Annotated in this window: 18 protein-coding genes; 2 read left to right on the forward strand and 16 right to left on the reverse strand. The window is 39.0% G+C overall.

What is annotated here, in order from left to right:
- Positions 1-8: 8 nt before the first annotated feature.
- From SAY88_RS00670 to SAY88_RS00710, 9 genes are all read right to left on the reverse strand, one after another.
- Positions 9-1,193: a ParM/StbA family protein gene (locus tag SAY88_RS00670; RefSeq protein ID WP_332628540.1), complete on the reverse strand. Its 1,185-nt coding sequence runs from the start codon at positions 1,191-1,193 to the stop codon at positions 9-11.
- A gap of 527 nt (positions 1,194-1,720) precedes the next feature.
- Positions 1,721-2,158, reverse strand: coding sequence for an HD-GYP domain-containing protein (locus SAY88_RS00675; protein WP_332628541.1), 438 nt, complete (start codon positions 2,156-2,158; stop codon positions 1,721-1,723).
- Positions 2,152-2,757, reverse strand: a complete 606-nt coding sequence (locus SAY88_RS00680) for a GGDEF domain-containing protein (RefSeq protein ID WP_332628542.1) — start codon at positions 2,755-2,757, stop codon at positions 2,152-2,154. The genes SAY88_RS00675 and SAY88_RS00680 overlap by 7 nt, the downstream gene beginning before the upstream one ends.
- Positions 2,758-3,676: 919 nt before the next feature.
- A complete protein-coding gene (locus SAY88_RS00685; protein ID WP_332628543.1) occupies positions 3,677-5,194 on the reverse strand; it encodes a glycoside hydrolase family 32 protein in 1,518 nt (505 codons plus the stop codon).
- A 21-nt stretch (positions 5,195-5,215) separates the two neighbouring features.
- Positions 5,216-5,872, reverse strand: a complete 657-nt coding sequence (locus SAY88_RS00690; RefSeq protein ID WP_332628545.1) for a YesL family protein — start codon at positions 5,870-5,872, stop codon at positions 5,216-5,218.
- 18 nt (positions 5,873-5,890) lie between these two features.
- Positions 5,891-6,853: a PfkB family carbohydrate kinase gene (locus SAY88_RS00695; protein ID WP_332628547.1), complete on the reverse strand. Its 963-nt coding sequence runs from the start codon at positions 6,851-6,853 to the stop codon at positions 5,891-5,893.
- Between the two features lie 34 nt (positions 6,854-6,887).
- Positions 6,888-7,736 (reverse strand): carbohydrate ABC transporter permease, encoded by an 849-nt coding sequence (locus SAY88_RS00700; protein ID WP_332628549.1) that lies wholly within the window; start codon positions 7,734-7,736, stop codon positions 6,888-6,890.
- A 5-nt stretch (positions 7,737-7,741) separates the two neighbouring features.
- Positions 7,742-8,677 (reverse strand): carbohydrate ABC transporter permease, encoded by a 936-nt coding sequence (locus tag SAY88_RS00705; protein WP_332628551.1) that lies wholly within the window; start codon positions 8,675-8,677, stop codon positions 7,742-7,744.
- A gap of 84 nt (positions 8,678-8,761) precedes the next feature.
- Positions 8,762-10,072 carry a sugar ABC transporter substrate-binding protein gene (locus SAY88_RS00710; protein ID WP_332628554.1) on the reverse strand — a complete coding sequence of 437 codons (1,311 nt, stop codon included), beginning with the start codon at positions 10,070-10,072 and terminating at the stop codon, positions 8,762-8,764.
- A 493-nt stretch (positions 10,073-10,565) separates the two neighbouring features.
- Here SAY88_RS00710 and SAY88_RS00715 point away from each other — a divergent pair, with 493 nt between their 5' ends.
- Positions 10,566-11,564 carry a LacI family DNA-binding transcriptional regulator gene (locus SAY88_RS00715; RefSeq protein WP_332628555.1) on the forward strand — a complete coding sequence of 333 codons (999 nt, stop codon included), beginning with the start codon at positions 10,566-10,568 and terminating at the stop codon, positions 11,562-11,564.
- Positions 11,565-11,862: 298 nt separating this feature from the next.
- Here the strand turns inward: SAY88_RS00715 and SAY88_RS00720 are convergent, their stop codons facing one another.
- From SAY88_RS00720 to SAY88_RS00750, 7 genes are all read right to left on the reverse strand, one after another.
- The gene (locus tag SAY88_RS00720) at positions 11,863-13,698 is read right to left on the reverse strand and encodes a diguanylate cyclase (RefSeq protein WP_332628556.1); all 1,836 of its coding nucleotides are present in this window, start codon (positions 13,696-13,698) and stop codon (positions 11,863-11,865) included.
- A gap of 308 nt (positions 13,699-14,006) precedes the next feature.
- Complete coding sequence (locus SAY88_RS00725; protein ID WP_332628558.1) at positions 14,007-14,441, reverse strand: VOC family protein; 435 nt, start codon at positions 14,439-14,441, stop codon at positions 14,007-14,009.
- A gap of 346 nt (positions 14,442-14,787) precedes the next feature.
- Positions 14,788-15,945 (reverse strand): glycerate kinase, encoded by a 1,158-nt coding sequence (locus SAY88_RS00730; protein WP_332628560.1) that lies wholly within the window; start codon positions 15,943-15,945, stop codon positions 14,788-14,790.
- A gap of 18 nt (positions 15,946-15,963) precedes the next feature.
- Positions 15,964-17,232 carry a GntP family permease gene (locus tag SAY88_RS00735; protein WP_250096859.1) on the reverse strand — a complete coding sequence of 423 codons (1,269 nt, stop codon included), beginning with the start codon at positions 17,230-17,232 and terminating at the stop codon, positions 15,964-15,966.
- A gap of 124 nt (positions 17,233-17,356) precedes the next feature.
- On the reverse strand, positions 17,357-18,508 hold the full coding sequence (locus SAY88_RS00740) for a sugar diacid recognition domain-containing protein (protein ID WP_332628562.1): 1,152 nt from the start codon (positions 18,506-18,508) through the stop codon (positions 17,357-17,359).
- Between the two features lie 43 nt (positions 18,509-18,551).
- Positions 18,552-19,241 (reverse strand): peptidylprolyl isomerase, encoded by a 690-nt coding sequence (locus SAY88_RS00745; RefSeq protein WP_332628563.1) that lies wholly within the window; start codon positions 19,239-19,241, stop codon positions 18,552-18,554.
- Between the two features lie 99 nt (positions 19,242-19,340).
- Complete coding sequence (locus tag SAY88_RS00750; RefSeq protein WP_332628564.1) at positions 19,341-20,600, reverse strand: ATP-binding protein; 1,260 nt, start codon at positions 20,598-20,600, stop codon at positions 19,341-19,343.
- A gap of 143 nt (positions 20,601-20,743) precedes the next feature.
- Here SAY88_RS00750 and SAY88_RS00755 point away from each other — a divergent pair, with 143 nt between their 5' ends.
- Positions 20,744-22,288 carry a gluconokinase gene (locus SAY88_RS00755; RefSeq protein ID WP_332628565.1) on the forward strand — a complete coding sequence of 515 codons (1,545 nt, stop codon included), beginning with the start codon at positions 20,744-20,746 and terminating at the stop codon, positions 22,286-22,288.
- The last annotated feature ends 10 nt before the right edge of the window (positions 22,289-22,298 follow it).

Consider the following 22,298-nt stretch of genomic DNA (forward strand, 5'->3'; position numbering starts at 1 on the left):
TCACCTTATTAGTTTTTCACAGCTTTTTTATCTTTTTCTTTGTCTTTTGGATCTGGGTTGTTTGCCTTTGTAAAAGCTGAAATCAACTTATAGTACGCATTTGCCATCATCCAGATGCTTTCTTTTTCATCTTCAAAGAAACCGATATTAAAGCCATCTAAGCTGTTATTTAATGTTTTTAAGTAGTCTTTTAATACCATCGCACCGCCGCCGACAAAGTAGCAAATCTCTGTTTGAGAGTTCTTTGACCATACATTGCGTAAGTGACGATATTGCTTCTTCGCAAGCTCCATTAAAATACGATCTGTAATATCGTGAACGCTTGTCCGACTTCCGCGCACCATAATATGATTGCGATCGTGTTTCTTCGTAATAATATCAACAACATCACGACGACTATCTAGCTCTACGCCATGCTTCGAGCGAATTTCTTCACGAATTTGCTCGAGTGATTCAGCTACCCCAAGGTTAAAGCCCTGCGCCTTATCATCATCAACATTACGATTTTTAATAACCGCAATATCCGTAGATAATCCACCAATATCTTGAATGAGAATGCTCTTATCTACTAAGTCTCTATTAATAATGTTTAAATTATTATCCATAACTAAGTTGATGTATGCAGCAAACCCTTCCGGATATACTTTCACTTCATCAAATTTAATATTCACTTTGATTCCTTGATATTTTGGTGTAACAAGGAATTCTACTTGGTGAACCGAGCTTAATAGCTGCGAACGATAACCAACATCTTTTCCTTCTTTTACTTCACGTAGCGGCAAACCTGTTCCTAATGTATAGTTTGCATCTATGACATTGTTTGTCTTTTTAAATAGGTTAGAATTTTCTTCTCTTACAGCATCTAACGCTAATGAAGCCAAAAGCATAACTAACGTTTGATCTTCTTCCGACTTGCTGCTGCCAGGATCAAGCTCATTTGGATTGTTGCTCTTTGTCGCTAAGTTACCAACACGGTAAATAGCATTGTTCTCTAGAAGGGCAGGGGAGTGAACGCGAATATGTATTCCATCTAGAGGATCCTTTTCATTTAAATCTTCTATTCCAATAACTGGTCTATCTTCTGTATCTCTTGCGATGACATTCGGGACATTTAATTCAAAATCTGCTTTTCCAAATAACGCTTTAAGGGAATCGTTACCTACATCAACTGCAGCAATTCTTGTTTTACTCATTCAAATCATTTCCTTTCGTTTCAGGATTTTATAACTTTTTCCAACATATATAAGAGTATAGTAGAGAGCTAGATTCGTCAATAATACTTAAGTTGTATTCGTTTTTGTATACTTGTACACATTTTCGTTTACATGTATACAATTCCGTACACATCCCTAAATTACGCCTTGTATACACGTTTGTATACAAGTACACGTTATTGTAAACACCTTAGTATACATTTTGTAAACGTGTATACGTTTTTGTATACTTGTACACATAATTGCACACATGGACTTTTTTGTAATTAATTGGATAATAATGATTCAACTCCCCTCCCCTCTTCTACCACCCCCCCTTAGATCAACATCACTTTCAGACATAAAAACAGACATATAGACAACGTTTTACAATAAACGGCATAGACATATATGTATTCCTAGCAATCTATACATTCACTCCTCCCCTCCCCTATTAAAGCAATAAAAAAAATAGCCACTCTATATTAATAGAGCAGCTTTTCCATACACTCACATTAAGCTAATCTTTACACTTCTACAGTCTCCATCTTCCCAAACACCCCTACCTCTCCCTCTCGTATCATCTCAATAAACAACGGTACATACTTCGGGTCAAATTGTTTACCAGAACATTGCTCTAGTTCAACAATCACCTCTTCAAATGTTTGGGTTTTCTTGTACGGACGCTCGGTTGTCATCACATCAAATGCATCAATGATACAAAGAATTCTTGCTAATTTGGGGATGCTCTCGCCTTTTAACCCATGTGGATACCCTTTCCCATCATAACGTTCATGGTGAAGTTCCACCAACGGCACCAAATGTAATAAATCTTTATTTATAGAACTGGTCTCCTTGCCCCAAGTAATGTACTTCTTGATCATTTCCCATTCATGCGGATCTAATTTTTTCCCATAATCACTCAACTGTAATTTATTAGCAAAATGAACAGCATAGGTTAACACAAGTTTGCTGTTCTTGTAATTATTAATATCCTTTGAGAGAAAAATCCTAACTTGCTGCTCAAGCAACTCGATTTCTTTTTCTTCATCGAGTTTTTTTGAACGACATCTTTTTCATCATATAAATGAATTTTATTCTTCCCTTGCGCTTTTGCATAATACAGTGCCCGATCCGCTTGCCCTAATAACTCAGAAGAACTATCAATCATTCCTTCCTTATAAATAATTCCTGCAGAAAACGATAAGCGCCCATGCGGCAAGATTTCGACTCCTTTGAAATACGTATCATTCATCTTCTTACGCAGTCCATCTACAAATTGAAAGGCATCATTTTCTGTTGTATTAGGCATTAAAATCGTAAACTCTTCTCCACCATACTGTGCAAGAGTGTACTTCGAGCCACTACAGCCCTCTTTTAATACAAGGCCAAAGCACTTAAGCAATTCATCGCCTTGTAGATGGCCGAAATAACCATTGTATTTGTTAAAGTCGTCAATATCGATCATTGCCAAACTCATTTTCTCACCCTTTTGCTCTTTCACAAGCCCTTCTAACAGCTCTTTAAAATAACCATGATTATAAAGACCAGTAAGCTGGTCCACGTTCGCCCCGAGCGTGCTTCTTCATATAATTTGAAGTGCATTTTAAATGCATATGATAGGACTAATAGCAAACAAGAAAAAAAGAAACAGTCCATAAAATGGATGGTGTAAAAGCAAAATTCCAAGTAATAGAGACAATTTCCTTTCATTTCAGGATTTTATAACTTTTTCCAACATATATAAGAGTATAGTAGAGTGCTAGATTCGTCAATGATACTTAAGTTGTATTCGTTTTTGTATACTTGTACACATTTTCGTTTACATGTATACAATCTCGTACACACCCCTAAAGTACGCCATGTATACACTTTTGTACACAAGTACACGTTATTGTAAACAATCAAGTATACATTTTGTAAACACGTATACGTTTTTGTATACTTGTACACGTATTTGTATACAAGGGCTAAACTACCAATTATATGGATAACCGAATCCTCTCCCCTCCCCTCTTTTACCATCACCCTTGATTTTCATTATTCGACTATTCACGACTAAAAAATAGAAATATAGACACCAATCTACAATAATCACATCTTAATTTAAAGCTTATGAATAGCAAGATTCCACCTATCTCCCCTCTAAAATCTCACCATGAAACTCCCATAGCTTTTCCCCAGAACTCTAATACCTGTTTCCACTCCAAAAACATAACCCCTCCCCTTCTTTATGTCTCATACAATGGGCAGACACACGTTTTTCATACAAATAAGGAAGGATAGAGGGCACTGAAAAAGGTCGGTTTTTACCTTTTTCAGTGCCCTCTAAGCAATGTGCGCTGCCTTTTTTTAAAAAGCCTTCTATGAGCGGGTTTCTCATAGAAGGCGCGCAGCATGTGGAGCCATTGCTACTTAATCTAGGTACTGAAAAGGTTGATTTATACCTTTTCAGTACCCTCTAATACTGACTCCTCCACCAATTATTCAGTTAAATCACTAGCAGCAATAGGGCTAACTCCTACACTCTTCCCTAACGCCCACTTTTTTAACTTTTTAATCGAAATGAGCCCATCTGCAAAGAACTCAATCCCAGTTGAAGATGAATCCGGGTAAATTCTTGATGTCATTACTTTTTCTCCATCATTAACAAAGACTTCAATAGACGATAAATCTATGAAAATTCGCAAATGAAGCTCGTTGTCGCAAAGGGTAACAGGTGCTTTACGAATGCCATCTAATCCTTTTCCAGATTTGTTACGATCTAATGTTAAGAATTCTTCATTGCAATCATAGCTAAGGACGGTTTCCTCCCCTAGCTCCTCATTCATACGCATTTTCAAACCAAACCTAGTAGCGTCTTTTGCTTCAATAATGACATCAAGCTCAAGTGAATCTCCAGAAACACCTTCGAACACGTGGTTCCCTTCAAAGGATACATGCTCATATTCCGTAAGACCTTCTCGTAAAGTTTCAACTTCTGGCATTGGCTTACTAATGATTTCGCCATTTTTTATAAATAATTGTCGAGGCAATGTCATCGCCCCAGCCCAATCAAACTTTTGTTCAGGCATGTCACTTTCCCACATCGCCATCCACGCAACCATGACTCTTCTTCCTTTTTCATCTACCGTTGTTTGAGGTGCGTAAAAATCAAACCCATAATCAAGCAGCTGAAAAGCCCCATGGTCGAGCTTCCCACTTTCATAATCTAACTCCCCTACTACATAGCCTGATTGGTGTAAATTATGATACAGATAGCCTTCTGGCTTCATTCCTTGAGGTGACATCATCAGTACATCTTGACCATCTAAATGAAAAATGTCAGGGCATTCCCACATATAGCCAAAGTTCCCTTCTCCTTTAGCTGCAACATTTAAAAATTCCCAATCTAGTAAATCAGCTGAGCGATAAAGCAGAACCTGCCCTACTTCATTCTTTGTTTTATTACCAATGACACAGTAATACTCATCCCCATGCTTCCACACTTTCGGATCTCTAATATGATTCGGGTGGATATCCCCTTCAGGTGCCGCTCCAATGACTGGATTGTTCGCTAGTTTTTCAAAATTTATACCATCCTCACTAATAGCAAGACACTGAACTTGTTCTAAATCTGTGTCGTGATTATCCCCTGTCCATTTATTCCCCGTATACATAAGATAGAGCTTTCCATCCTTTTCAATTGCGCTACCGGAAAAGCAACCATCTTTGTCATATTCTTCACTTGGAGCAATGGCAACAGGGAGGTGTTCCCAATGGGTTAAATCTTTGCTTTTCACATGCCCCCAATGCATCGGTCCCCACTGCGCCGTGTATGGATGGTATTGGTAAAATAAATGATATTCCCCTTTATAATAGCTAAAACCATTTGGATCATTAATCCAATAAGCTGGAGAGGCTACATGATAGTTTAATCTCCAGTGATTCTTGCTCACTTCTTCTTTAGCTTGATTAATAGATTGAATTGCCTTTTCAACTGCCTGTTTATGTTGTGTCATTTCGTACCTCCTAATTTTCTTCTATGCTCTTGCTACCGTTCTACTCTTTATTATTTTTTCTTTGTTTGACTCATTTTGCTCTCCTGATAAGATAGGAGCTAGTACAACAACCGTCCACATCCCCATTAGACTTACACCATAGAAAGGAATCATCCCTGGAATTGATCGTAAAACGAAATACAACAGAACAAATCCACCTAATAACATCCCTGTTCGAACTGGGTGTAACGCTCCTGTTATAAATGCCATTTTAATTGTCATCCACACTCCATGTGATTGGTACGTAACCATTGGAATCACATAAAGAGCAACTATAGTATACATAACGAACAAACAAAGCAATCCGTACTTCAAAAATACATGAAGAATTCCACTCATAGACTGAACAACGATCACATTCATTGCTAAAACAGATCCTACTACAAGCGTTAAAACCATCAACATGTTCGCTTTTATAAAACTTTTTTTATAAGCAAGGAAGAAGCTTGAAACAACTTTACATTCCTCTTTTTTTATCCAGCGAGTAAGGACGGTTAACAAAGCAACCGTTGCTGGGAACATCCCAAAGATTCCAAGGCCCAGGACTGTGAAAGCGATCCATAGCAAATTGACAATTGCTAGTTTCATTAACCAGTCACAAACTTTATATATTCCACCAGCAACTCCACCTACTTGCATAACCGACACTCCCTATTATTATGATTTCACTACACCCTCTAAAGCTGGTAAAGCGGGAATTGCCCCTCGACGAGTTGTAGCGATGGCTCCACACTTTCCTGCAAATGAAACCATTTCACGAGCCTTTTCATCATTCTTAAGAAAATCTATGAGGCTACTACTCTTCATTTCTTTTTGCAAAAAGAATAACAATCCACCGACAAAGGCGTCACCAGCCCCTGTTGTATCAATTGCCTCAACCTTCAACGCACCAACAGATTGACAATAATCTCTTGTATAAATAACGGAACCTAAAGCTCCTTTCGTGACGACAACAAGCTCATTCATCCCTCCAAATAGCTGATAAACAGCTTCCCTTTCATTTTCAATCCCTGTTAAAAAGTAGAGTTCCTCATCGCTAATTTTTACAATATGAGCTTGCTTGAAATAGCGGAGAATGTATTCCTTTGCCGTTTCTGCATCATCCCAAAGGGCTAAGCGGACATTTGGGTCAAAACTTATAGTGAGCCCCTTTTCTTGAGCGATTCGCAGTGCTTCTACCGTCGCTTCCCTTACCGGATGCCCAATCAAGGAAACGGACCCAAAGTGGTAGATATCCCCTTCTTCAAACCACTGTTCATCGACTTCTTCAGCAGTTAACATCATATCTGCAGATGGATCACGGTAAAACATAAACTCTCTTTCGCCATTATCTTGATTCGTTACAAAAGCAAGTGCCGTCTTAAACTCGTCGCTCTTAACGACAAAGTTTGTACTTACACCCGTTTTTTGCAGGGTTTCTTCAAGAAAGTGACCGAACCCATCGTTTCCAACCTTTCCAATAAAAGCAGCTTTTCCACCAAGTTTTGCGATTGCAGCCGCTACATTAGCAGGGGCACCACCAGCAGCTTTTTCAAATTCCAGGATGTCCTTTAGTGATTTCCCTTTTTCTTTTGGTACAAAATCTATTAGCAATTCACCTAAGCTTATGACCTTTCCCATGTTCCCTTCCCTTCCTTTCTCATCCATTATCGATTTAGTTTTTCGAACCTGTATGCGCTAACCCTTGAACGTAATATCTTTGTAAGAAAATAAAGATTAATAGCATAGGAATCGTTGTGACCGTCAGTGCTGCCATCACTTGGCCCCATTGAACAGGAGGTTGATTCATAAAGTACTGTAACCCAATTTGAATCGTTCTCATCTGGTCTTCCGTTGCCACTACTAACGGCCATAAGAAGTCATTCCAATGATTGATAAAAGTAAAGATAGCAACCGTTGCAAAGATCGGCTTTGAAAGTGGCACAATGATTCTAAAAAAGATTCCGATTTGCGAGCAACCATCAATCTTCGCAGCTTCTTCAATCTCTTTTGGAAAGTCTAAAAAGAACTGTCTAAAAAGAAAAATACTAAAGGCATTTGCAATAAATGGAACAATTAACCCAGTGTACGTGTTCACCCAGCCAAAATTATAGACAAGAACATAAAGCGGCAGGAAAATACTTTCTGGCGGAATAATTAATGTTGCAATAATAACCGCTAACCAAAAGTGTCTTAATGGAAAATTAAAGCGTGCCAACGCATAACCAGCCATTGAGTTCACGACTAATCCGCATATTAAAATCCCAAACGTATAAATCAAACTATTTAACATATAACGGAACAAATCAACACGCTCAAACGCAGCAACATAATTTGCAAAGTACCCACCTTCATTCGGTGCAGGTGGCAAAAACGCCTTAAACGAACTAATATCTTCAAAGATTTGAAATTCATTTTTTAACGAAGAAACTAGCATCCATATTAGAGGAAATAGGAAGATGAACGCTAATAACGTCATAAAAATATACAATATAATATTTTTAACTAACAACCTTTTCTTCATCACGCTCAACCCCTCTCCTCGCCCGTAAACTTACGCTGTATGATCGTAATGATAAGCACTAATATCGTAAACACTACTGCCATTGCAGAAGCATAACCAACATCTCGATAGTTAAAGCCAACCTCATAAATATGATAAACAAGAGTTTTTGTCGACCCTAATGGTCCGCCTTGAGTCATAATCATTGGTTGTACTAATAATTTCACAGCAGCAATCGTAATCGTTACAAAAATAAAGATGGATACATTTCTTAGCCCCGGAAGAGTAACATTCCAAAACTGTTGTAGCGGGTTGGCACCATCTATGGAAGCCGCCTCATACAGATGCTTAGGAATGTTTTGTAAGCCTGCAAGGAAAATCAACATTTGAAACCCTGCCCCTTGCCAAACGGACATAACAATAATGGAATTCATCGCTTGATTAGGACTTGTCAAAAATGGTTGTGGAGAAATACCAAATATACCTAACATCTCGTTAATTAAGCCCTCATTCGGGTTATATAAAAACGTCCAAAGAATCGATACAACAACTAACGACATAACGACTGGACTGAAATAGGCAGTTCGGAAAAAAACCTTACATTTTAGCTTTTGATTGATTAATAATGCTAATCCCAAAGCAACAGCCATTTGAATTGGGACAACTAGTAACGCAAAATATGCTGTATTTTTAAAAGCTTGTTTAAATTCGGCATCTTGAAAGATATAAGTGAAATTTTCTAATCCTATGAATTGCTTTTGATCTGGTCTTAATATATAAAAATCAGTGAAACTATAGTAAAAAGCCATCCCCATTGGATATAACAAAAACACACCTAGCAAAAGTAAAGCTGGTAGTAAAAATAGATAACCATTTATAAATTCTTGTGTTTTTTGCGTTTTCATATTAAAGCGTTTCTGTGCTCTGATAGGCTTCAAATTGATTTTTTTATTGGTTTCCATAACCATCACTCCACATCTGACATTTAACAGAACAAGAGGCTTACAGAAAGCCCCTTGACTGTCATGAAAAAGGCATCAACCTTCTTACTGGTTAAAGCGACGTAGTTCTCGTTCTACTCGTGTAACTTGTTGATCTAACGTTGACTGCGCATCTTCACCTAGTGCCATTGCATGAAATGCTTGAGCAAACGCATCTGTTAATACCGGATATGCTGGTGTAGTAGGACGTGCATGTGCTGTTTGCACAACTTGATCACGCATGATCTTTTTCGGTAACTCATTATACTCTTCCATACTTTCAAACGCTGACTTACGAGCAGGAGGCATGCCAGTAACTTCAGATAAGCCTATTACTGATTCTTCATTTGTCATCCATTGCATTACTTTGTATGCAGCTTCTGGGTGCTCAGCCTGTGTAGAAATTGCGTAAGCCATACTTCCAGATGGTGATTTAGGAACTTCGCTATATGGATAAGGCATCATTCCATAGTCCAATCCAGCATTCTCTGCAGATACGGCAATCCAAGGTCCTCCAAGAGCCATTGCCGCATTCCCTGACTCAAATTGCGTTTCAGAAGGAGTTAAACTAACGACACCTTCTTCAAATAAACTCTTTACGTACTCAAACGCTTTAACACTTTCCGGGCCGTTTAAATACCCATCAACCGTTGTGCCATCTTCAGAAATCAACTCTCCTCCGTTTGACCAAATGAACGGTGCGCCCATATACGTATACCACTCACCAACACCATAATCCATAAATAAGTTGAGGCCATAACGATCATCCGTTGTTAGTTGTTTAGCAACAGCCATAAACTCATCCCATGTCCACGCATCTTCAATTGTTGTTGGTGCTTCTATTCCTTCTTCTTCAAAGATTTCTTTATTGTAGTAAAGAACGACTGATGACTCCATTGCGCCTAAAGAATACAACTGCTCGTTATACGTACCTTGTTGAAGAATGGAATCTACAAAATCCTCTTTGTCTTCATCCGAGATATACTCATCAATAGGAGCAATAATTTCTGCATCTGCATAACTCGCAACGAAAGGGCCATCAAGCGCTAACACATCTGGTAGATTCCCAGCAACTAATGCAGCATTTAAGCTGTCATTATAGGAGCTGCCGCCATCATCCATAACCACTTCGACATTGATTTTAATTTCGCCGTCATGAGCTTCATTGAACTCTTCAATTCTCTTTTTGTAAAATTCAGTCTCTTCTTCGCCTGATTGGTGGATCCACATGCTTAATTCAGTGACTCCTGCACCCGCTTGACTCTCATCAACACTCGATCCTTCATCAGTAGACGTTTCTTGATTGTTATTGCCGCATGCAGCTAACAACACTACCATGAGCATAAAAACACAAAATAACTTTGCTCTACTCATCATCAATCCCCCAAACTCTTATTTTTTGAACTTTAGTAAACTAGTGCTCTCTTTGTAAGAGCTTACACATATCATAGCCAAGGTTTAAAAATATGTCAAACGTTTTCATAAAATAAACCACATTTATTTTTTACGGATTTTTTGAGAAAACCTTTAATAAACCACAATTCCCTCTTAGGTTTTTAACATTTAATATATCAAAATGACTGATTATCTCTTTATGAAACCCATTTTTAAGGTAACGATAACATGTTTTTGTGACTAAAATCTCTTTTTTATGAGGTGAATAAATAGAAAACTATAATTTATTTACTTTTAATCTAATGAAACCGCTCAAAATTTATATGACATACGTTACCACATTTATGGTACACTCTTTATACATTTAAAATTCGAAACTTCCCAGAAGAACTCCCTTCCTCATTCGGTTCGTTTCTGGTATGTTTTAATTAGAACGTTTTCATAATTCTTATGAATTCTATACAAGGAGAAATCAATGGTTAATATTAAAGATGTTGCAAAAAAAGCTGGAGTTTCCGTGACAACGGTTTCAAGAGTGATTAATAACAGAGGATATATCGGCAAAGAAACCCGTAAAAAAGTCGAAAAAGCGATGGCTGACATTAATTATTCTCCTAATCAAATCGCTAGAGCACTTCAGAAAAGTCAATCCTATCTCTTAGGTGTGATTGTTCCTGACTCCGAACACCCTTTCTTCGCTGAACTTATTAAGAACATTGAATTATACGCATATAAGAATAATTACAAGCTCTTATTATGCAACTCACTAGACGAGGCGGAAAAAGAAACAAATTATATTGGAATGCTCCGTGAAAATCGAGTGGATGGCATTATCATGTGCAGCCAAACATTAGATGTAGAAGAATATAGAAAAGTAGATCTGCCAATTGTTTCATTTGACCGAATCATGTCTAACGATATTCCATATGTGGGATCAGATAACTTTAATGGAGGCCGCGTCGCAACGAAACACTTAATAGAAAGTGGTTGCAAAAAACTATTGCACCTGTCCGGTCCCCTTGATTTAGATATGTTACCAAATAGGCGTTCCGATGCTTTTAAACTTGTATGCATGGAGCATGACATACCATATAAAATTATTGAAGAAGAATATAGCAGAGACACATTTTCATTTTTCGGACAGCATGAAGAGTTTATCGAAGAGAAAGTATCCAAAGAACTTCTTACCTATGATGGTGTTTTTTGTAGTAATGATATATTGGCTTACGCTTTATATATCCATGCACAAAAAAGAGGCATTAAAGTACCAGAACAACTAAAGATTGTCGGATATGACTTTAACTCTTTTACCCGAATGCTACAAAAACCAAAGCTCACCACAGTTAAGCAACCGGTTGACCGCATCGGTCGTGAGTTATGCTCTACGTTAATAAACATGATTGAGGACAAAGATGGAGAAAAGCGAAACAACACCATTGTTGATATTGAGCTGATAAGAGGAGAAACAACTTAGAATAAGCGTAACTAAAAGAAGCCTAACAAAGTTGAATTCAACTGTTAGGCTTCTTATCTTTTAATTAAGCTGTTTACGTAAAGATTGATGCTGTGAAGAAACGTTTTTCTCGTAGTGAAATGGTGCGGAAGTCACTCGACTCCTGCGGGATGAAGAGGTAGGGGCGAGACCCCACAGGCGCAGCCGAGGAGACTCGGCACCTCCTTGCGGGTGCGAGTGGCTGGAGCGCAATGGACCGAACATGTGGAGAACACGTACAGCAAAAAACAACAATGTATGCGAAAACAGCCTTTAATTATTACACGTTCACAGCCTCTATCTCCCTATCAACCCTCATCTCGCCCTCACGTAACATCTCAATAAACAACGGTACATACTTCGGGTCAAATTGTTTACCAGAACAATGCTCAAGTTCAACAATCGCCTCTTCAAATGTTTTTGTTTTCTGGTACGGACGCTCGGTTGTCATCGCATCAAACGCATCAATGATACAGAGAATTCTCGCCAATTTGGGGATGCTATCGCCTTTTAACCCATGTGGATACCCTTTCCCATCATAGCGTTCATGATGGAGTTCCACCAACGGCACCAAGTGTAATAAATCTTTATTTGTAGAAATGATCTCCTTGCCCCAAGTAACGTGCTTCTTGATCATTTCCCATTCATGCGGATTTAATTTCCCTTCTTTATTCATAATATCCCTTGGAATTTCTAGCTTCCCAATATCATGAATGAGCGCACCCATAATCAATGTTTTTTTCTCATAATCACTCAACTCTAATTTTTTAGCAAAATGGATGGCATAGGTAAATACACGTTTACTGTGCTTGTACGTATTAATATCTTTTGAGAGAAAAATCCGAACTTGCTGCTCAAGCAACTCAATTTCTTTTTCTTCATCGAGATTTTTTTGAACGACATCTTTTTCATCATATAAATGAACTTTATTCTTTCCTTGTGCCTTTGCATAATACAGGGCCCGATCTGCTTGACCTAATAACTCAGAAGAACTATCGATCATTCCTTCCTGATAAATAATCCCTGCAGAAAACGATAAGCACCCATGCGGCAGGATTTCCACTCCTTTGAAATACGTATCATTCATCTTCTTACGTAGTTCATCTAGATATTGAAAAGCATCACTTTCTGTTGTATTAGGCATCAAAATCGTAAACTCTTCTCCACCATACCGTGCCAGAGTGTAATTGGTGCCACTACAGCCCTCTTTTAATACAAGGCCAAAGCACTTAAGCAATTCATCGCCTTGTAGATGGCCAAAATAACCATTGTATTTGTTAAAGTCGTCAATATCGATCATTGCCAAACTCATTTTCTCAGCCTTTTGCTCTTTCACAAGCCCTTCTAACAGCTCTTTAAAATAACCATGATTATAAAGGCCAGTAAGCTGGTCCACGTTAGCCCTCAGTGATGCTTCTTCATACAATTTAAAGTGCATTTTAAATGCATATGATAGGACTAATAGTAAACAAGAAAAAAGAAACAGTCCATAAAATGGCTGGTGTAAAAGCAAAATTCCAAGTAACAGAGACAAAATGAGAATACTAATATAGCTTGAGATTGATTCTTTGATGACTCCAAGAACGTTTGCTAACAAACTAGCGGCATCAAGCAAATAGAAATACATCCCAATACAAAAAACATTTAATAGCATGTAAACAACTAATGCGAAAATATAACTATGGATTAATTCAGGACTAATGACCCCAGCTTGACCACCCATTAAGACAAAAACCGAATAGGCAGAAACGATCATTATCGAAAAAGTCGCAAAGTTAAAAATATGCTTCCACCATAGGATTTTCACTTGATAAAGCGCACCGATGATACTGCTTACAAAAAGAATCAGTAACGTAAACTCAAGACTAAAGGCAAAAATACATGCTAAATAAATAGCTGAATCCATTGAAAGTGCATTTCCCTTTGGTGGTAGTAGAATCGTAAAATGTCTGCATAGAACTAATACGGTTACTAAACAAGCCATCAAGGTCCACAATATAGGCGTATAGGCATCAAACGTCATATTCCCATACAAAGAAAAGAGAGCAATCCCAAGAATAGATAGGAAGATGACGTATATATTTGCTTTTTGCTTAAATAAACCTTTATTATTCATTCGTCTTCAACTCTCTAATACATAGTAAAAGGAGAAGGCTAATACGCTTCTCCTCTAATAATTTATACTAAAGCAACAACCAGAGATGAAATAATCACCTCTTCAAAAGTTAAACAATTAATTAATAATAGTTTAGCAATATTTCTGATAGACTGCAATGTAGCACTTAATTGAATTTTCCTTGCTAGGCATTCTGAAAACAGGGTTCTTTTTGACTTATATCACAAGCGGTTATTACAGTACCGCTTTGCTGATTTTGACGGATCCTCATTCCGCTATTTCCTTTAAAACCTATCATACACCTATAGTTAATTCTTCCTTTTTTCCTCCCAAAGCTGTATACGCTCTTCATGACTAACCTCCTTATGTACTTGATGAAGCATCCATATATAACCAAATAGGTCCATGAATATGGCGTTTGATACTCCGTAATCAGAAATCTCAGTAACCGGTTGTACCTCTGTACAACCTAAATCCATCGCCTTTGCATAGGCCTCCTTAATGTCTGGAACAGTAACATTAACCCAACTAGTTTTAGGGTCGTCAGGTTTTGGTGCGATCAAATGGAATTCTGGGTTTTCATCTAACATATGAAAGCGAACGTCATATAAGGTAAAAACTACCTCATTTTCACCACGAGGAAAGTTTGAAACTTCCACACGCTCGATATCAAATATATTTTCGTATAATTCCAGTGCCTTTAAGCTATCTTTTAAAACCATATTAATTTCTACTCCAACCATATTGAACACACTCCTTATACAAAAGTTAATAAAAATTCTTTACCTCACCAGTTCATCAGTAAAAGTATACCAAATTCAATTTTACTAGCACGGTAACTAACTCTAACCGATTAAGCTGTTCCTCTAACTTAACATTAAACACATCACTTTTGGGTATCGTTTTCCAATTTCTTGTTAAGTTAAATACCAGGTAGTTAAACAAGAAAAAGTCATTCTCTATTTAAATTTTTGCAGTAACCACCTCTCAACTAGCAGGCTGTTTAACACCTAAAAATCTTTAGTAAACAACATAAATAGTAGTCCAATTCATGTGCGAATTGGACTACTATTTTAAATGCTTTATTTATTATGAGACAACATCGCTTCGTTTTTTCATTACATGGATCACTGCTGCGAGATTCCGAGCCGTATTTTTCATATTTTCATAACCCGTTTCTAGAGCTTCCTCTAGCGTTACCGCTCCTGGAACAATACTAAAGAGAGCATCAATGCCGTGATCATATAGATTTGTGTAATCATTTGTTAAACTGCCTGCAAGCGCTATAACGGGGACATCATATTTCTTGGCTGTATTTGCCACGCAAATGGGTGTTTTTCCATGAATCGTTTGATGGTTGACCCCACCTTCCCCCGTAATAACTAAATCTGCATCGCGTACAGCTTCTTCTAGCTTCGTAGCTTCAATAACTAGATCTCCGCCGCGCTTCAGTTCTGCAGGTAGAAACGCAAGTAGCCCAGCTCCTAAGCCACCAGCAGCCCCAGCTCCGGGGACATCTTGAATGTCCTTGCCAACGTCGCGCTTAATCACGCTTGCATAATGAGCTAGATTCGCGTCCAATAGCTCAATTTGTTCTGGAGTTGCTCCTTTTTGAGGACCGTATATGGCAGATGCCCCTTTTGGACCTATTAACGGATTATCAACATCACACGCCACATCGACTTTCACATTAGCAAGGCGTATATCGAACGTCGAAAGGTCAATTCGTTCAAGTTTTGCTAGACCAGCTCCTCCGAATGGAATGTCCAAACCGTCTTGATCTACTAATTTTCCTCCCAGTGCTTGAACCATTCCAGCGCCTCCGTCATTTGTTGCGCTTCCACCAATTCCAATAATAAATCGCTCTACCCCTTTATCTAGAGCAATGGAAATTAATTCACCCGTCCCAAACGTCGTGGCAATCATTGGATCACGTTTCTTTCTTGGTACTAACTCAAGCCCTGATGCTGCAGCCATTTCAATAACAGCTGTCTTTCCATCACCAAGCAGTCCATAAAATCCTTTTACTTTGTCTCCTAATGGACCCGTAACGGTTGCATGCTCAATCTGTCCTCCTGTTGCATCTACTAACGATTGAACGGTGCCTTCTCCGCCATCGGCCATCGGAACTTTAACAAATTGGCTGCCTGGCAAAACTTCTTTTAAGCCCTCTTCAATGGCATTCGCTGCTTCTAACGCCGTTAAACTCTCTTTAAACGAGTCTGGTGCAATGACAATTTTCTTCATGATGGTTCCTCCCTAATTTTATAAAAATAGTTTAAATACGCCAAAGATTAATGTTGAAATGATCGCAATCGTCAAACCAACGAGTGACTCATACGGAATCAGCTTTAATCGCTCTTGGAAGTTCATCAGCACACTTCCTGCAGTTGCGTGGAAGAAGCTTCCGTGCGGGAGATGATCTAAAACAGTGGAACCAGCATGAATCATTGCTGCCCCGGCAAGACCCGCTACACCTAATTCAATTAATGTCGTACTAAAGACACTACTTGCTACAGCCGCACCAGCAGTCGTTGACGCTGTTGCTGCTGACATGAAAATACCTGATACAGGTGCTAAAACGTAAGACGGCAGTCCAAGCACATCAATGCCGTCAATTAAAACAGTTCGAAGACCAGAGTTCGAAATAATTCCAGCTAATGTACCTGTTCCAAGAAGCAAAACAGCCACACCTGACATCTTATTTAAACCAGAAACAATATACTTATTAACAGACGTAATCTTTCCCATTACTAGTGCACCGACAAGTCCACCAGCAGGAAGCGCTAGCATCGGATCGATCACAATATCAAATAATGGACGTAGGGCTAGTAATACAATCGTTACTAGTGGAGCTATAATGGCAAGACCAAAAGTTGGAAGCTTTTGATCATTTGTTTGAGTGATTTCATCAAGTGAAACCATCGTCCCTTTGTTCACTAACCTTTTCGCGATGACATACGTAACAAATAATCCACATAACCCCGGAATAATACCTGCAGCCATCACAGATGTTAGCGGTACTTCAAATGCCTCAGCAACCGCAATCGTATTTGGGTTTGGTGACATAATATTTCCCGCCTTACCTCCACCAATCATAGCTAGTAATATCGCGGTTTTTGATAGATTTGCTCGACTAGCAATCGCTAAAGCAATTGGTGCCACAGTAATGACAGCTACGTCTACAAACACACCGACAGCTGTTAAAATCATTGTCGCAATTGCTAGGGCAAATAACGCTTTTCTTTCCCCGATTTTCTTTACAATGCTTTCTGCGATGGAAGCAGCTGCACCCGACTCAATTAACACACCTGCGAGCACACCAGCTGCTAAAATTCGTAAGACGGCAGGGATAATCCCTTGCGCTCCCCCCATCATTAAGTCAACCGTTTCTGTAACTGATGCTCCACCGACTAAACCACCGACCATCGCTCCTCCTACTAATGCGTAGACCGGCGGTACTTTTCTAAATATAAGAACAATTGCTAATACTAAACCGACTATTGCGCCTAAAGCGCTTACTTGAATATCCATTGTTGTCCCTCCTAGTTGAATCACAATCTAGTATCCATTGTAAGCGTTTTATATTTTCAATTCATTGTTCAGATGAACAGAATAAACCGTATCCACTTACCCTTTTTCTGTTCATTTGAACAATTCATTTTTTGTCCTCAGCAAATGTATCTATGATAAGCGAGAGATACAATTCAAATAAATCCTTGTAGTTTCTAGGATCTTTGCCTGTAACTTCTTTTATTTTTTCTAATCGATATTGGAGAGAGTTTCGATGGATAAATAACTCATTTGACGTGTTAATCGCTTTTCCACTGTGATTAATATACACTTGGAGCGTCTTTTGAAGCTCTCCCAACTCATCTTCTTCTTTTAATCTATTGATCAAATCAAAAAAAGGGTTGTTTTCGATTTCATTTGCTAATTTACTCATAAACACATAAATAGAAAGATCATCATACACTAACACCTTTTGCTCAGGAGCTAACTTTTCGCCAACCTCCATTGTCTCTTTTGCTTCTATAAAAGATTGATACAGCTTTTTAAAGGTTGGATGATAACTGCCAATTGCTACTTTTATCGTCGAATCGATTTTCGTTAGCTGTGTCATCCAAATTCGAATTGTATTTAGTGTCCGTTCCTTTTCCCACCGGTCATCTTTCACATTCACCTTTTTTACAATCACGATCTCTCCTGTATACGTAGTAACAGTGAGATCATCCTGTTCAATAAGTTCATTGATCATCAGTTCAACTTTTCGTTTCCGCTCCAAATCATGATCATCACTTTTCACAACGATGACCACTCTTGAAATCAGTAAATCAACCTGCAAGGACTTAGCCTTTTCATAAAATAAACTCTCATCAAGATGATTGCCGTTAAGCCATTGATGAACAAGCTCTTCTTTGATTCGTTCATCGAGTTGTAACTGACTCTGAAGAAAAGCCTGTTCAATAATCATTTCAGTTGTCATTTTAACTAATTCACCGTACCCTCTTATTATCTCAAGGTCGCCCGTTATTCCAACAACACCTAGAACCTCTCCTTGAAACAGAATCGGTAAATTAATTCCCTCTTTGACTCCCTTCCAATATTCCGTGTCTCCCTTTCCAATTTCCACTGTCTCTTTCTTTCTTAAAACTTCACTAGCCACTTCATGTTTCGTCGAAATGCGCTGCTTATCGCCTGAACCGATGATTCTTCCTTCTTGGTCCATCACATTAATATTGTAAGGAAGGATAGCCATCGTTCGATCAACAATTTCCTGGGCAAGTTGTTCCGTTAAATAGATTGTCATCGTTGGCACCCTTCCTCTTTTGCTACTATTTTTCTCACACCCGTTAATTCAGCACTACAGGTTCAGGATATTCATATCCTTTTGTATCAATCGTTACTGTATGTATCCGCTGCTCCTCAAATGGCTTATCTCTAAAGTCACGTTCTGTGAGAACGATTGCATCGACTGTATCCATTCCTTCAAGTACCTTTCCAAAAGACGCATACTGTCCGTCTAATTGTGCTGAGTCATCGACCATAATAAAAAATTGAGAACCTGCAGAGTTCGGATCACTCGTTCTTGCCATCGATATCACTCCGCGCTCATGTTCGAGCGGATTCTCAAACCCATTGTCCAAAAATTCGCCCGGAATGGTATAATCAGGGCCACCTGAACCATCACCAGCAGGGTCTCCACCTTGAATCATAAATCCGGGAATAACACGATGGAAAGTCAGTCCATCAAAAAATCCCTCTTCTACTAAAGAAACAAAGTTTACTACCGTATTTGGTGAAATGTCCGGATACAATTCAACAACAATCTCTTCTCCATCTTCCATTGTAATTGTCACAATTGGATTTTCTTCGACGTCAAGCGTATATGGATATGGCCCTTCGTTTGCTCCCTCTTCTTGCTTTGTCTCATCATTCGTTTGAATCTCACCTGCTTGCTCCTCTTCCTGTCCCGTTCCACAGCCTGTTAGTAGCAGGATGAACGCTAAAAAGCTAGCAAGTAGTATTGTCCTAATTTTCATGTATGAACCTACCTCCTGTATGTATGTGCAAAATGCGTATTTATTATAGCATGCATTGATTGTGAAAACTTTATAACTGGTACGAAACGAGGCGCTAAATTATGCTCCTTCTTCAACACGCGGCAACCGAATATAAAAGCTTGTGCCCTCATTCACTTGACTTTCTACACTCAATTTCCCACTCATCGATTCAATAATACGAATCGAAACAAGCATCCCAAGGCCGGTACCTTCTCTCCCCTTCGTCGTAAAATACGGCTCCCCAATTCGGGCGAGCTGCTCCTTTGTCATCCCTTGCCCATTATCAGATATGATAAGGAGAAGATTCCCATTCTCCTCCTTCGTCTCGATCGTAAGCAGTCCTTTGTTCGGCATAGCCTCAATGCAATTTTTTGTAAGGTTAATTAAGCATTGTTGAAAAAGCTGCTCCTCACCTTTGAACAAGTAATCATCAATTTTTTTTCTAATTTCTACCCCATTCATGTTCGCAAAAGGAGTCACAATTTGAAACGTTCGATTCAGCTCTTCTTTAATATTAAGAGTCTTCACATTTTCTGGTGAGGGCTTGGCAAACGTCAAATAGTCACGAATAATGTCATTGGCCCGATCAATTTCACCAATTGATATTTTTAGATATTCCTTGCGCTTTTCTTCAGGGATCTCACTTTGAAGCATCATTTGCATAAATCCTCTAACCGTTGTTAACGGGTTGCGCACCTCATGTGAAATCGATGAGGCTAGATGGCTGACGACCTCCATTTTTTCCGCTTTCATGACTCGTTTGTGCACCAAAATATGATCATGAAACACTTCGTATACATACACGATTGAAGCTGTCGCACATACAGAAGTAAGCATATATAGGATTAGAAATATAGTAGAAAACGTCGCACCGAATAGAAACGTAGAATTTAACATAATGATTACTGTTCCAAATGCAGAAAGAGAGCTAGCAAGCACAACTTTCCTTTTCCGTGAAGCCTTTTGGAAAGGTTGATTTATATAAATTAAAAAGATTAGGAGAATCGACACGACCATAGCTGTGCCGATAGCCCCTGCTCCCCCAATTAAGAACCGGAAGAAAACAGTAACCGCAGCTAACAGAATGGACACTGAGATCCCTCCATATAAGCCACCAATCGTTAAAGCAACTAATCTCAAATCGAAAATATACCCCTCCATCAAAGGGATCGGAAAAGACATACAGGAAATAATTGCAAGTGTCGTTGAGACGGTATGAATTATTCTCTTATGTTCATTAAAAAATCTATATGTATTAATCTCCAATATGATTGGTACAAACAGCAAAAACACTAACAAAAAAAGAACGTTTAATAACATCTGTTCAAAACCATACAAGTGATCGCCCCCTTTTAACATATTCTTGCTACTTTCATATTCTCCTAAACGTTACAAAACCCTTTCCAATCTTTACATTTATGTCAAATTAGATGAAGATAAGAAAGAGAACAATAGAATCAGTTATGGTGGTGATGGTATTTATGCCTACAAAAAACTACGTATTAGCCTTAGACATAGGGACAACTAGCGCGAAAGCTGTTTTATTTCAAAAAAGCGGCATTGTTGTAGCTGAACATGAAAACGCATACCCTGTGCATCATCCACACCCAGCTTGGGTAGAACAAGATCCTCATGAAATTGAACAAGCGGCGATTGAAGCCATTTCTACTGCTGTTTTGAAAAGTGGGATTGATCATCATGACATAAGCTGTGTCGGCATCTCCAGCGCCATGCATTCTTTAATATGTATGAATGAGCAACACGAAGCCATTTCCCCATCAATTACATGGGCAGACGGGCGCAGTGTCGACCAAGCAAATCACTTGAAAGAGTTTGCAGGTAAAGACATTTATTTAAAAACGGGAACACCAATCCATCCTATGTCTCCTTTACCTAAATTAATCTGGATGAAGGAGACTGGCTATCAACCTTACTTACAAGCAGCAAAATTCGTATCAATTAAGGAATATTTATTAGTAAAATGGTTTGGTACATACAAAGTTGATTATGCGGTTGCCTCAGCAAGCGGACTTTTTAACATTCATACGTTTGACTGGGAGAGCTCAGCTCTATTAGCCGCCGGGATTACACGTGACCAGTTGTCAGAACCTGTACCTTCTACAACGGTATGCCAAGGGCTTTCCTCACAGTTGGCCGCACAGCTTTCTCTCCCACAAGACATCCCATTTGTGATCGGATCAAGTGATGGCCCCCTTGCCAACCTCGGGATCGGCGCGATTAACCCAGGGGATGTCGCAATTACAATTGGAACAAGCGGAGCGATAAGACAAATGTCAGCAAAGCCTGAGACCGATGAATTACAAGAAATTTTTTGTTATGGAGTCACAAAGGATTTATGGATTATGGGAGGTCCAACGAATAACGGCGGCATCGTCTTTCAGTGGATGAAAGATGTGTTAGGAGAAGCAGAGGTTGAGCGTTCACTGGCCTCTGGAAGTGGAAGTGCTTATGACCTTCTTACTAATTTAGCAACAGACGTTCAGCCTGGAGCAGACGGTTTATTGTTTTTGCCATTTCTAAACGGTGAACGTGCTCCTTACTGGGATGCCGATGCTCGTGGAAGCTTTATCGGATTAACCCTTGCCCACCGAAAACAACATATGATTCGTGCAGGATTAGAAGGCGTTATCTTTAGTATGTATAGCATCGGCGAAGCACTGGAGCGCCTAGCTGGAAAACCTTCTAACCTGTTTGCAAGCGGCGGATTCGCCAGGTCTTCATTATGGCTGCAAATCGTCGCCGATATATTCGGACGCGAGGTCCACGTTCCTGTCAGCCACCAAAGCTCGGCTTGGGGAGCTGCCTGGTTTGGCCTCTATGCACTCGGAGACGTTCCTTCGCTCGCTGCAATTAAGGAAGATATTCCGATGAAGGAGAGCTACATTCCAAACAGCGTGAATCATGAGCTATATTTACAGTTATACAAAACATATAGTGAGTTATATTTTTCGCTAAAGCCGCATTTCCGATCGCTTTCTGCGTTGCAAAGAGGGGTAGGTAGGTGATTATAATAGA

The organism is Halalkalibacter flavus (assembly GCF_036663575.1).
In the GTDB taxonomy this organism is placed as follows: Bacteria; Bacillota; Bacilli; order Bacillales; family Bacillaceae_D; genus Halalkalibacter; species Halalkalibacter flavus.